General features: G+C 55.3%; 8 protein-coding genes. 2 read left to right on the top strand and 6 right to left on the bottom strand.

Features of this window, described 5'->3' with window-relative positions; genetic code table 11:
* Both ABEA92_RS20935 and ABEA92_RS20930 read right to left on the bottom strand, forming a co-directional pair.
* Window positions 1-2,862 (bottom strand): DUF1592 domain-containing protein, encoded by a 2,862-nt coding sequence (locus tag ABEA92_RS20935; RefSeq protein WP_345685844.1) that lies wholly within the window; start codon window positions 2,860-2,862, stop codon window positions 1-3.
* 723 nt (window positions 2,863-3,585) lie between these two features.
* A complete protein-coding gene (locus ABEA92_RS20930; RefSeq protein ID WP_345685842.1) occupies window positions 3,586-4,953 on the bottom strand; it encodes a hypothetical protein in 1,368 nt (455 codons plus the stop codon).
* Between the two features lie 647 nt (window positions 4,954-5,600).
* Here ABEA92_RS20930 and ABEA92_RS20925 point away from each other — a divergent pair.
* Complete coding sequence (locus ABEA92_RS20925; RefSeq protein ID WP_345685840.1) at window positions 5,601-7,292, top strand: potassium channel family protein; 1,692 nt, start codon at window positions 5,601-5,603, stop codon at window positions 7,290-7,292.
* A gap of 74 nt (window positions 7,293-7,366) precedes the next feature.
* On the opposite strand, the gene ABEA92_RS20920 is transcribed toward ABEA92_RS20925, so the two are convergent.
* The 4 genes from ABEA92_RS20920 to ABEA92_RS20905 form a co-directional block, all read right to left on the bottom strand.
* Window positions 7,367-7,861, bottom strand: a complete 495-nt coding sequence (locus ABEA92_RS20920; protein ID WP_345685838.1) for an FKBP-type peptidyl-prolyl cis-trans isomerase — start codon at window positions 7,859-7,861, stop codon at window positions 7,367-7,369.
* A 576-nt stretch (window positions 7,862-8,437) separates the two neighbouring features.
* Window positions 8,438-8,632, bottom strand: a complete 195-nt coding sequence (locus tag ABEA92_RS20915; protein ID WP_345685836.1) for a hypothetical protein — start codon at window positions 8,630-8,632, stop codon at window positions 8,438-8,440.
* 210 nt (window positions 8,633-8,842) lie between these two features.
* A complete protein-coding gene (locus tag ABEA92_RS20910; protein WP_345685834.1) occupies window positions 8,843-9,109 on the bottom strand; it encodes a PQQ-binding-like beta-propeller repeat protein in 267 nt (88 codons plus the stop codon).
* Window positions 9,106-9,939 carry a glycoside hydrolase family 16 protein gene (locus ABEA92_RS20905; RefSeq protein WP_345685832.1) on the bottom strand — a complete coding sequence of 278 codons (834 nt, stop codon included), beginning with the start codon at window positions 9,937-9,939 and terminating at the stop codon, window positions 9,106-9,108. Before ABEA92_RS20905 ends, ABEA92_RS20910 begins: the two co-directional genes overlap by 4 nt.
* 521 nt (window positions 9,940-10,460) lie before the next feature.
* Between ABEA92_RS20905 and ABEA92_RS20900 the strand changes: the two genes are divergently transcribed.
* Entirely contained in the window at window positions 10,461-14,033 is a 3,573-nt protein-coding gene (locus ABEA92_RS20900; protein WP_345685830.1) for an RHS repeat domain-containing protein, read from the top strand.
* Window positions 14,034-14,085 lie beyond the last annotated feature (52 nt).

The raw sequence follows: 14,085 nt of genomic DNA, 5'->3' as shown, positions 1-14,085 counted from the left end.
TCACGGGGCTAGAAACAGGTCGCTGGTCACAAGGCAGTGCACCAGGGTTTTCAGTCCATCGCCCTTTTGCCGCACCGTACGTGTTACCTCGTCAACCGCCGCGTTGTCGCTGAAGGCCAATGGTCGACCCAAGGCAAAGATGGCGAGCTTTTCAACCATCGCGCGAACGAATTGATCTTGGCGACTGGTCAGCAAATAGCGTTTCAGACCATCGATGCCGTCCAGGACCTGATCGTTGTACAACGCGGAACTGGCGTCGACCGGTGTTCCATTGACCTCGTCTCTCCACTGTCCGATGGCGTCGTAGTTTTCGAAGGCGATCCCCCACGGGTCAATCTTTTTATGGCAAGACATACAGGCCGCTTGATTGCGATGGTCTTCGATACGTTGTTTCAAGGTCAGCTTGGCAATCTCGGGGTCTGCCAAATCGATCTCGGGAACCGCTGCCGGTGGTGGTGGCGGCGGATCGTTCAGCAAACAGTTCAGTATCCAGACGCCTCGCTTCAGCGGATGCGAGTGCTCTCCGTCGGAGTTCATTGCCAACAAGCCCGCTTGCGTCAAGATTCCGCCCCGCGACGCTTCGTCGCTTAACGAGACCCGTTGAAACTGGTTGCCTTCGACACCCGCGATTCCGTAGTGGACCGCCAATCGCTCGTTCACCGTGGCGTAGTCGGCGTGAATGATATCTAGCACGCTGGCGTTGGTCCGCAGCAACTCTGCGAAAAACGCACGAGGCTCTTGTTGCATCGCCTCTTTCAACGACGGATCGAATTCGGTGAAGCTCTTGTCGACCGCCAAGTAGGATAACGCTCGCATACCAAGCCACTGCCCTACAAAATGCTGGACGAAACGTTCATGACGAGGATCGGCAAGCATCCGGTCGACCTCTGCACGCAGCACCTCTGGCTGATGTAGAGTCCCCGAGGCGGCCAATTCCACCAATCGCTCGTCCGGCACACTGCACCATAGGAATAACGACAGCCGCGTGGCGAGGTCGCCGTCGGACAATCGCCGATTCGCCGGTGAGGCTTTTGTCACCGGTTCGCCATCAACGAAATCTTCCGCCGGCGTGATTGGCTCGGGAGCAACGTACAGGAACTTTGGAGAAGTCAGTACGGTGGCAAGCACTTCGAGCATCGCATCCTGAAAGTCATCACAGCCGTCACGCACCGCTTCGAAGAGAGCGACTTTCTTTTCGACCGCAGCGGAATCGACCGGCGATCGCCATGCACGGGGCATGAAGCCAGTCAGGATCTCGCGTGCATAAGCGACTTCTTGCTGGCGTGACAGACCCTCGTTGTTTCGATTGCCAACAAAAATCTGTTGGTGTGATTTTGGCGGCCACTCGTGGTAAATCGGCGCGACGACCTCGACCGACTCGATCACGATATCGGCGGGTTTGTCACGGCCTTTGGGAACGGAACTATTGACCAGCCGAATGTATTCCGATGGGCTGGGATATTGCCCCATCGTCGACGTTTTGCGTTCGGCGTTTCGCGGGTCGATTTCGCCAAGTGGAATCAACCATTCATACGTTTCGGTCGATCCGGCTGCGGCCGTTACCTCTGTATCTTGTTGGCTGACTCGCACGTCGGCGCGGCCCTCGTTGGTCGCGCGCCAGCCGAACACCAACTGCATGCTCGGGATTCGTTTTTGGTCGGGGCCACGTGATGCGCGGACACGCACACGCAGCAAGCCTTCATCGGGAATTTGATTGCCCAGTTCGATTGTCAGATTCGAATTTCTACCCGCTGGGAGCACCGCGACATGAGTGGGCTCGACGTTGGTGGCTTTTGGGGAAGCCGTTTCGGCGGGGGCAACAGGCTCAATCGCATACTGAGCTCCATTGTATTCCCATTTCGCGCGGGCCTTTTCTCCGGTTGCGACGTTCAGATAGTAAGGCCCGTCGCCTGGATTCCGATACAGCCGCGTAGTCGTGCTGATTTGTTTTTCGCGTTTTTCGGTGTCGTCAGCGAAACGTTTCTCAAGCCTTTTGATCTTCGCTTGATACATTCGTTCTTCGATCGCCGCCGCATCCGACATACGGTGATGCCAGCGAACGAGGTCTGGATGCGGGCCTCGTACGGTCACGCGATCCAGTGCACGTCGTGCAAGTTGCCGATACGTTTCGAATTGGGAAACCGAGAGATGCAGCGAGTCCGAACTATTTTGAAAGCCGTCCTCTGACACCGACTCGGGTGGAAGGTCTTTGGCGAAGTCCCAGGGTTGGCCAAGCAGGTCTTGTAACGCGTAGTTGTATTCATACTTCGTCAATCGACGGAACGACGTATTGGACTCGCGTGCGCGACGTGCGATGGAGGCATAGTGAATCTCGTTGCTCAGCCACTCTACGACCGTTGCACGATCCTGATCCTCCATCTCCATTTCGTCAGGAGGCGGCATCTCGCCGTTGTTGAGCGCCGCCAAGACCTCTTCCCACCACTCGGCATCGCCACCGTTGACCATGTCGGGATCGATCGCGGTGATGTCAAAGTTCGCTTCGGCGCCGTAAGGGCCATGACAATCGGTGCATGCCTGATTCAGAATCGGTTTGATCTTTTGATCAAAGATGGCGGCATCTCGCTTCAGAGGCTGATCGACCGCGATGTGCGACGGTTCGAGGTAGGCGGATTTCTCGGCCCCCAATGTTTTGAGTTCGCTCAACGACGCAGCGCTCGGCAGCGTCGATTCGGAGACACGACCACCGTCGCTTTCAGGGCCGGCAGCGGTTGTTTTTGATTCGGCAGCTGCTGCAACCTTCAGACCACCATCGATCGTGACAACGCGAAACAGCCCCCATGTGATGAAGGCCAAGGTCAACAGAACGCAGGTCCATCGTGGGGTGCAACAGGGCGACCGCATAGAAAAACAACCTCTTGATTTGCCGCCTTACTTGCAAAATGGCCCGTAGCGACCGGGCACCGGTTTGTCCACACAGTCTAAATCTATACAAGAAATCAACAAGTTGATTAAGTGATTTGGCTCGTGAAAGTCGGGCTTACTGCGGCTATGGGGGGCAGTTCTTCGCAACCTTGTCCTGCGGAGTAAAAACCGGCCTTTCGATTTTTCGCCAACGTCCACACCAAAGCGGCAAACCCTGCGTTTCAGGTGGGCGACCGGCGAATACTCACCTGCCGACGAGCGAGATGTGTCCCCCCTGGACACTGCGATTGCAACGACAGGGACGGCGAACTGTCGTTCTAGCTCATCCGCAAGCCGCCGCGTGGAGTGCAATGGGTTGCATCTAGGGGGGACAGGTTGAACTGCAAAAATTTTCGCAGGACGCGATGATTGGAGTCGCAATCTTTCTGCTGCCGCTTCACCAAGGCAGCAAGCGAATAGGCCGGAGACCGAAACATGACCTGCCGTTGGCGTGAGCCAACGGTTTAGGGGCGACCCGTCGCCGTAATGCCAGAGGCCGACACACTGACCGAGAGTGTGTCGGCCTCCGGCTTGTCATCAATGCCAGTAAATCATCAGACTTCTTCGTCGGTGCAGAGGTGACAGCGTTGAACTGATTCACTCGCAATATTCGACGCCAATACTTGCGTGTTTGCAGTCCCCCCGATTCAGATCAAGGAGGATTTACTCCGCATCAAGCCACGCTTGAATCGCTGAGATTGCGGCTTCGGGGGTTCGGTTGGCCAGTGGGAAACCACCATAGAAAGCCTGGATGGTTGCCCCCGCTGCGAACATGGACTCCAGTTCCTGGCGGCATTGTTCGGGATCGTCAACGTAGATCTGATCGCCGAGACGAAAGTAGGATTCGACCATTCCGAAGCGCACGTCTTCTTCACCACTCGCCTCGCGGATTTGCTTGACAAGTTCGTGCAAGTCGAAACGTGCTCCGCCGCGATTGTCCATCGTGAACCCGGCGGTCGAGTAGCGATTGACCGCAGTCCAGATCGGCGGACGCGTGGTGTTGGCCGGTTTAACGGTCGCAAGTGCAACAATGTGTGTGTAGACGTGATCCGATGGGATGCCGCGGTCGTGACAGGCTTTGGCCAGCGTTTCCATGTAATCGTGAATCGACTCGTAACACAGTTGGCGAAACTTTGCGTCACGCGAAATGCCTTCCTGTTTAGCTGCCTGCAACAACCGTGCTTCGTTCCAACCACGCCAGTGCAAAGAGGCGTAACCCAGCTGCTTGCCAATGAACGAGCGGTCCATCTCGATGCCTCGGGCTGATCGCGGAGCCTCGGCTCGCACGACGCCGTTTTCGCGATTGATCAAGCGAAGCAGGGTCGGATCGCCAAAGTCAGGCACGTGGACTTCCCAGCCGATATTGATTCCGGCAAACAGATGTTCCCGATCACGATTCCGCCACTGCTGAAGCCGTGTGACCAAGGGCGTTAGCACTCCCTTGTCGAGCTGCGACGAGGCAAAGGCGGTCAACGCTGGTGATCCAAAGGCGGGGATTGCCGGGGCGGGAGAACACCATGGCCCCCAGTTGAACCAGGGCCGCGGAACGCGTTCGGGCAGTTTTTCCGCATCGGGAAAACGATCCCACTCTCGCATCTCGGGGTGTTGCCAAAAACGTGTTGGCGGAGCGTCCTCTGGATTGGTCGTGTCCTCGGCGCCCCAACCGTAGCAGGAATCGACATGCAAAAAAACGGGGACGCCGGTGCGTTCGGCGAGATCCAGTGCCTGCTCGACATCACGCCGGACGACCTCGGGAGAACGCGACAGAATGCGAAGTTGTTGCACACCATAGGCCACCATGCGACGCGAGGAGGCGGGCATGGCGCCGAATCGACGAGCGACCGAGCGAAAATTGGCGGCGACATCTCGACCAGGCCCCTGGTCAGGTCCACCACCCTCCAGAACAATGTATTGTATGTCCTCGGGAATCGATTCCGCTGCAAACGAAACGCCGCAAACAGGTAACATCGCAGCGAAGGCCAACGCCGCTAGCGAGATCGTCTTGTATGTACGCCAATGATTTTCTTTCATCCCCGGATGCTACCCGCTGATTATCGTTGCTGGAAGCCTATACACAACGACTGCGCATGCAGTGACGCCCGGGGGGGTTGCGTTGCAATCCGTAGCTGCGCTCGCCAGAGCGTGGATGATTGCCTGCCGATTCGAATCACCACCTTCTGGCGAAGGTAGCTACGAGTAGATGCTACACATTTGCGATCCGTAGCTACGCTCGCCAGAGCGTGGATGATTGCCTGCCATTTCGAATCACCACCTTCTGGCGAAGGTAGCTACGAGTACATGCTACACATTTGCGTTCCCTAAAAGGGGATCACCAATCGGCGGCTTGGGCGTTAGCCTAATCCGTTAAAAAGTTGGTATGGACGTCGGATTTTGGAGCTGACTTTCTCTTCCGGCTGATCGTGCAGTTACCTCTCCCCCAACGAAGTTGGTGGAGAGGTGGCAGAAAGCCTGCGCAACCAAAAATCACAACAAGCCCATCGTTTTAGCGGTCCAGCGTTGGCCCAGGTTTCTGCGAACCAATCGCGGCCGATATTTTTGGGGACGGCCGGCGTTGCGATCGCATCGAATCGGCCGCAGGGAACGGGCCCTACCCATTGAAGTTTCGCCACAGCGGTCGGAATCGCGGCTAGAATGCGGGACATGCCTGAGGAGACGCAATGAAGTCCTTTACAACGCTGTACCTGCATTTTATGCGAGACCGCGCCAGCCGCCGCAACTTGCGGGTGCTCGCTCAATTCTTCCTTTTTTTGGTTGCGATGATACTCGTCTACAGTGTCATCTTTCATTACCTGATGCTGTGGGAGGGACATCACCACACGTGGATTACCGGCATCTATTGGACGCTCACGGTGATGTCGACGTTGGGCTTCGGCGACATCACGTTTCACACCGACCTTGGCCGACTGTTTTCGATGCTGGTTTTGATGAGCGGAACGATGTTCATGCTGATCCTGCTGCCCTTTACCTTCATCCAATTCTTCTATGCGCCATGGATCCAAGCCCAGGAGGCTGCGCGTGCTCCTCGCGAGTTACCGGCAAACACCGAAGGGCACGTGATCTTGACTCACTACGGCCCCGTCGACGCTGCTTTGATTAAACAATTGACACAGTACCAATACCCCTACGTCGTGTTGGTCCCGGAAGTCGATGAAGCGCTGCGGCTTCATGATCTGGACATCCAAGTCGTGGTGGGCGAATTAGACGATCCCGAGACCTATCGGCGGTTGCGTACCGACAAGGCCGCGTTGGTCGCGACGGTGGGTACCGATGTCATCAACACCAACGTCGCCTTCACCGCGCGTGAAGTCGCCGAAAACGTCCCGATTGTTGCCACCGCAGCCGATGTCGCGTCAGTCGACGTCCTCGAACTAGCGGGTTGCACCCGAGTCCTGGAGTTGGCCGAGATGATGGGGCGAACGTTGGCCCGGCGTGTGATCGGTCGCGATGCCAAGACACATGTCATCGGGCAATTTGATGAGTTGTTGATTGCCGAGGCGAGCGCCGCAGGCACACCGCTTGTCGGCAGAACACTCCGAGAAATTCGATTGCGGGATCACGTCAACCTTACCGTTTCGGGCGTTTGGGAACGAGGCCGGTATCAGAACGCCGGGCCTGAGACACTGATTACCGATAACACCGTTTTGGTGCTGGCGGGAACACGCGAACAACTCGATGAATACGACGCGCTGTTCTGTATCTATCGCACCAGCGAGGTGCCGATTGTGATTCTCGGTTTTGGCCGAGTCGGATCGGCGACCGCGCGTGAACTTGCTCGGCAGTCGATCGACTATCGCATCGTCGAAAAAAATGCCAAACAAAAGGCAGAGGACGGCAAACTGATCGTTGGCGACGCCGCCGATTTAGAAATCATCAAGCAAGCCGGAATCATGGAGTCGTCTGCCGTCGTGATTACCACACATGACGACGCGTTGAACGTCTACTTGACGCTCTATTGCCGGCGGCTTCGCGCCGACATTCAGATCATCAGCCGAGCGACGCTCGAACGCAATGTTCACACCCTACACCGCGCCGGAGCCGATTTCGTGATCTCCGAAGCATCGATGGGAGCGAACGCGATCTTTAATCTACTTCGTCGCAGCGACGTGCTGCTGCTGGCCGAGGGGCTGGACGTGTTTAAAGTAAAGATCCCCTTGTCGCTGGCTGGCAAGACGTTGACCGAAGCTGCGATCCGCCAAAAGACCGGTTGCAGTGTCATCGCCATTCGCACCGACGCTGGAGTCCAAGCCAATCCCGATCCCAACACGCCGCTGCCCGCGGACGGGGAAATGATCGTGATCGGCAGCGACGATTCGCAGCAAGAGTTTTTGGATCAGTATTTGAATCGCTAACAGCGGCCGTCAGTTGGGGGACGTTCAGTAGACGTTCACGCGGATCGACGCAATCGATTGTCTAGCATGGCGCACTAATCGACATTCACGAGTTCGACGATGAAGTGAAGGCTTGAGTGAGCAGGAATGGAGCCTGGGGAACCGCGTTCGCCGTAGCCGAGCCGTGATGGCATCGCCAATTCGATCATCCCTCCCTCACCGACGAGTTGCAATCCTTCGGTCCAGCCAGCGATAACGTTCTGCAATGGAAACGTTGTCGTTTCGCCTCGTTCGTAGGAGCTGTCGAACACTTTTCCACTATTGAGCCAGCCGCGATAGTGGACCGTTACGGTGCTGTCGGCTTTCGGCTTCTTGCCGTCGGACTTTCGCAGGATCCGATACTTCAATCCTGAGTCCGTCATCGAGAACTCGGGTGCTTCACCCACATCCATTGCCCCCGTTCCAGATTGAAGTTCAGGAAGGTCGACAAACGTGATTGGTTTCGATTTCGCTGTTTCGGCAACCGGAGGGGCCAATTCGGAAGCAATTTCCGGGCTGGGGTTGGTTGTAGAGCGACACCCCGAAACCATCACAATGAAGCTCAATAGCCCTCACGGCACCCAACACTTCATCGCCGTTTTAACGCTCCAGTTTCGCATCCCACACCAATCTAATACGCCCATCGGAAGCGAACCTTGCCTCCCTACTTCGTCGGGGAGGTTAGCGAAAGAGAGCCCCGAGGACCAGAGCATTTTGTTGGATGGGAAACCGATGACACGCGACTTGGGGAATGGCCGAAGTCAATACATCGCATTTTCCCAACCTGCGTCCGCCCCGTCTCAATGTGAGGTGTTGCTCGAACAAAGCGCGGAGGGCGACACACTCTCGGTCAGTGTATCGGCCTCTGATCTTGTGGTGACGAGTCGCCCTTCAACTTTTGGCTCAATCCAACGGCACGTCACACGTCACATTTCAGACTCCGATGCATGCGAGTGCCGTCACTTAATGGGTCGCTACCGTTTCTTAATTCTCTTGATCGATTTTAATAGGGAATAGGCATTGCCACTCAAAAAATGGGGTGTGCCTGCACAAACCACCACAGGAGCTGCCGCAGCGTGATGTTGCAGCTAAAGTCGAATCGATCAAATGAATGATGCTCAGCAGAGTCAGTCGGCGATCGCGTACAGTCGCGTGCCGGTGCGGACGATGATTCGTCCGACCAATGCAGCGACACCGTAAACGATCGGGTCACGCGACGAGGCCGCAGAATCCTTGCGTCGCTCCGTAAAACTTTTGGCCATCGAGTCAATCTCTTGCTCATCCAGTTTTCTGTCGCCATTGGTGTCGATGCGAGCAATCATGGCTCAGAACATCTCAAGGACTTCGTCGCTTTCGAGCACGCCATCGCCATTCAAATCACCTGCTTTGAGTCGTCTGCCATGCTGCTGCCCGGCTTACCACCATGCTCGTTACCATGTCCATGAGAGGAAGTGGCGTCGCCTGAAAACTCGGCATGCGACTGTGGAGTGGGCGGGGCGTCTGGGGTCCAAAGTTGATTGCTCGACAATTGTTTAAACTTGCGGCCCGCAGCGACCACATGACACTGGCCGTTCTTGCAAAAAAAAATTGAGCTTGCCGTTGGCGACGATCGGCGTTGGCCCGCAGTCACCATCGAGTCGCTGGCGGTAAGCAACTTCGCCGCTTTCGATATTCAGACAGTGCAGCACGTTTGCCTTGCTTAAGAAGTATGCCTCGCCATTGACCGCCACCGGGCTGGCGTATTTACAGATCGCTTTGTCGGCTCGCCATACGACGACCGGTTTACCGTTTTGAATCAAGACTTCTGGTAGACTCGCACATAATCGACCCTCAGTTGCAGTGGAAAGGTCGTATTGCTATCCGGTGCCCCTACAAACCGCCCTCCGACTGCCAAGTTAAGAAGCAAGTGAAAGGGTTTATTAAAAGGAGCGGGAAAGGGCTGCCCGGCGGAATGCCAATGATCTTGCGATTGGTAGAGATCCCCATCGATATACCAACGAATCTGGTCGGGTTCCCATTCGAGCGTAAAGACATGAAATCGGTCCGCGAAGGTTCCTATGGGTAATTCATAGTGCTTTGTATGCGACGCGTTCTTTGGCCACTGGTCGCCAAAATGCAACGTCCCGTGAACGCGACTGGGTTCTTGTCCCTTGTACTCGGCGATATCAATCTCTCCACTTGCTGCCCAGGCACCGTAGCTTTCTTCGCTAGGCAACATCCAAATGGCGGGCCAGATTCCTTGCCCCGCTGGCATTTGAGCTCGTACTTCAAATCTGCCGTACGTCCAATCGCCGCGATGCTTCGTTCGCACTTTGCCTGACGAATAGTCGCGAGTTGTTCCAGAGATGTTCGGTCGATCCGCACGTGCTTCGATGATCAAATTTCCATCGACAACGCGAACGTTTTCGGGCCGGTCGGTGTAGAGTTGCAACTCTTCGTTTCCGCCGCCAAATGCGTTGACTTCGACACCCCATTTCGAATAGTCCAATCGCTCGCCGTCAAACTCATCTGACCACACCAAATGCCAGCCGCTTTCCTCGGCGTGCAATGCTGCTATGGGGACCGCGCAAAACCAGCAACTGATGAGAACCGGGGTGATCAATCCGTAAGTGATCTGCGTTGGGCTCATGTCTCGTATCTCATACGTTAAAAGAGGCTAATGGCGGCCGACAACGTGCGGCACCAACAAATGTCTCTCGTCACGGTATCGCAATCATGAACCGCTGACTAGCTGATGCTTGGCTAGTAGTTGCATCGGTGCTTCAACATTCTACATGTCATCACTGTCTGTTTCTGCACCATCGGTTCCCTAAACCTGCTCGAAGAGCGTGCAGGCAGATGGCACTAGAATCATCACGCACGCCACCAGTCTATGAACGCCGCAGAATCTCACGACTTTCATTTATTGCTTGATTGCATCAGTCGGCTTTCGAATGTAGTTCGGCTCAACCTTGCGCTCACTTTGGGGCGTCTGCAACTCGCCTAAATTGGACACCGTCCAAAAAGGGGGCATCCCGCAAAGCTCGCTGGTCGTTCGATGCGTTTGGGCATGTGCGTATATGGCACAACGTTTGCATCCGGCCCCACCAAGCCGCACAACCCGTGCGACTAGTACATCTGTAACTTTGTTTCTCAACGTGACTTGCAACTATGTTCCACTGCTTCCAGTTGCGCCGCCATGGCCATCTTTTAGGACTGTTTCTGTGTCTTTTAGCAGGAATCGGATGTGAATTACCCACGACCATGCGGATCGCGGGGACCAATTTACCGGGAGACGTCGATGGTAATGGGAGCGTCGATATCTGGGATGCACGAAGCCTCGATCGCTCACTGACATCGCAGTATTTCCGAGTCCCTAACCCGGATTGTGCCGACGTTTCTCAGAACAGCAAACTCGATCGTGGGGACTTTGAAGCGATTCAAAAGCGAGCCCAAGGTTTGTCTACGGTTGAGATCAACGTCAACGCAGACAATCAAATGCCGGTGGTCATTGGAGGAGTATCGTCGATCGTCGTAGCGGACACTTTTCTGCCACTGAATGTCAACGAGGGAAGTGTCAGGATCACTTCCCAGGCGGCTGGCTACGACTCTGGCGAATGCAAACTGTATCACGCATCCCATGGACGATCGTTGTATTACCACTGGAACACGGCGGGACTGTTGCCTGCCAATGACTACGTGATCGAGGTGCAGTTGCAAAAGAGTTTGGCATCGCTAGAGGCAGAATCGCCCGTGGATGAGGCGCGCGAAGATCAGGCGACCGAAGATGATTCTTCGCCCGCTGATACGAAGACCACGGTAACCTCGAATGCGTCGACTGTTTTGCTGGCAGATCGTTTGATCGCAAGCGTGTCTGATTTAGTTGCTTCGGTAGACGCGAGCGAAACCGATGTGGAGTCACTCGAGCTTGACGAATCTGTGGCAGCATCGAACGAAACTGCGGCGGCGGACGGAGAGTCGCTCGAAGAAGCAACGCCTGAACCGAGTCCGGCCGTCGAGATCACAAAAAACAAGGTGCAGGTCAGTTTGATCGCTCGGGCGAGAGAGTTGCCGGTTCTAGCGGAGTTCATCGACCTTTCGCTGCCGTACTGGGATTTAGACCTGCAGGTTGCAAGACAATATCGCTATAGCGCGTTTGCCGAGCCAGACATTTCTGAATTCGGTCGCGGCTGGACCCATGCGTATGGTTTGCGGTTGGTCGAGCATACCGACGGCTCGATCGAACTGCTGGGTGTGGGACCACATGGGCCTCACTTCGTCAAAACGGAAACAGGCGTCTACCGCGAAGTTACCGGTTTGGCCCACAAGGTGGTGCGTGATCCCGATGGTTCCTTCCAACTGATCACCGACGATCACCTCATCTGGCGATTTGATGCATCGCTGACGCCATTAGAGGTCGACGATGGCCAAGGACACCGTGTGTCGCTGCAGTACGAAGAGGATCGACTGGTAAAGGTTTCCGATCTATCGGGGCAGTTCCTACAGTTCAATTATGCAGACGAACTTGTCGAGTCCGTGTCCGATTCGGCAGGACGGACGGTCCAATTTCAATACGATCAAAACCAAAACCTTGTCCTAGTTACTCGTCCTGCGGGCGAGGAAATCGCCTACGTTTACGACGACCAACAACGGCTCTCGAATATTACGCGGAATGATACGATCCAAAGGGAGCTCGCCTACTATGACGACGGTCTCGTTCGAAGTATTAAAGGCGAGAGCGAAGTCCTCGAGCTCGACTATTCGATAAATGCGATTGGGGCGGGGGCGAGAACCATCAAGGGTTCGGCCGGCGAGATTCTGAGTGAGAAAATTGCATCGGATGGCCGTGTACTTTCACGCGGTATCGGAGCTGATAGCCACGCAGTCCAATTCGAGTACGACGACCAATTCACGCTTTGTAAACTGACCGGTCTGGACAACACGGTTTGGAAATCCGTTCCCGAAGATTCGCAAACGCAGTTGACGTTTCCAGGTGGCGCAGAGATGACGTGGAAAAAGGTACCGGAGCAGTCGGCGACCATCGTTACAGATGCCAACGGCATAAGTACTACGCTACGTTACCTCGAGGATGGTCAATTGACTCACATCCAATATCCAGACGGTTTAACAGAGGTTCGCCGCTATTTCAAAGAGGATGATGGCACTTCCATACAGCGTGAATTGCGAAGTGGCCAGAAGGTCCAGTATTGGTTTGATAAACGCGGATTGCTGCAGTCGATGCAAATCAATCGGCAACCCAAGGTCGTTTATCAGTACGATGCGGTTGGGAATTTGACTCAGGCTACAAACGGGTGGGGAACGCTAAGCTTCGAATACGACGAATCGGGCCGCTTGACTGCATGCAAGTATCCCAATGGCAAGTCACTGGTTTACACCTATGATCGACTGGGCCGCAAAGAGTCGTTGGCTAGTCCTGGGGGACAACTTGTTTACTCGTATGATCCTGCAGGACGTTTGCGCACATTGGCCCTAGCGGATGAGATGCAATTGGCCGAGTATGTCTACGACGAGGTTGGCCTGAAAAGCCGTCGCACTGCCAACGGTGTGCTTCATCAGTTTGAATACGACCGTCTCGGTCAAGTCAAGTCGGTGGTAAGTGAATCGCCGTCAAAACAAACTCTGGCCGCACGAGATTATGAGTACGACAATCTTAGCCGCATCACCAAGGTTGCCATTCGAGGCGGCCAATCAAAGTCGTTCGCCTATGATTCGGCGGGCCGGTTAGTCACGGTGAAAAATGGCGATGAGGACCGGCTGTCCATTGCCTATGACGCAGTCAACAATCGTACGGCTCTGAGCACCAAACCAGTGAAAGCCAATGTACTAAACCAGTATTCCAGCACAGGGGATAGCACGCGGTTTTACGACCTTGATGGAAATCTGAATGCAGTGCTGCAAGCCGATAAGAAAACGGCCTATGAGCACGACTCGCTCGGTCGCCTTGTGCGAGTGAGGCTGCCGAACCAAGTGGTTGTCTCGTATCAATACGATCCGCTAGGAAGGTTGGCTTCGAGAACTATCGGCAGCCAAGTCACCCACTTTTTCTGGGATGGCGACCGCATTGTCTACTCTGAAAACAACGGCGGGAACGACCCTCGGCTGTATGTTTGGGCTCCTCGCTTGCATACTGCGGAACCAAGCGACCGCGAACTGGTAGCCATGCGACGCGACGCCACTTGGCATTACTGTTGGCAGGATGCGATTGGCAATGTCAGCGAAATTACCGATACGGAGGGCCAAATCGTTAGCTCGCCGCAAACCGATTGTTTTGGAAATGTAATCGCCGGCCCCGATGCGGACGTGGAACTTCCGTTCCGATTCAAAGGAGCGTTTTACGACTCCCAAACCGACCTGCACTATATCCATAACCGCTGGTACGAATCGTCCACCGCGACTTTTCTCGAGCCAGACCAGTTAGCGACTCTCTCTGGACAGCATCCGTATGCGATCGCTGGCTGCGATCCAATCAACGGATCACGACTTCAGAGCGATCGATGGGCAGATGCAGCGGAGCAGTCTGACAACCGCGGCTACGACGATCCCACCAACGCACTATGGATACAGGAAGTTTTGGGCCGGTACCTTTGCCGCTCGGTTCATTCGCTCGGCCCCTTGCGATCGCCATACCGAAGCCCGCAAGGAATCATGCCACGAGCGGAAGAGACCCGGCTTCTGCAGGCTGCCTTGAAAGATCCATTACGTGGCCTCTCGATCTCGCGTTAGCGGATCAGCCTCGCTCTAGTTTCAGCGGACCGGTGCAAATCAATGCCGGTAA

The organism is Novipirellula caenicola (assembly GCF_039545035.1).
In the GTDB taxonomy this organism is placed as follows: Bacteria; Planctomycetota; Planctomycetia; order Pirellulales; family Pirellulaceae; genus Novipirellula; species Novipirellula caenicola.
Note: the sequence above shows the minus strand (reverse complement) of the source record. Positions and strands in the feature narration are given on the sequence as shown.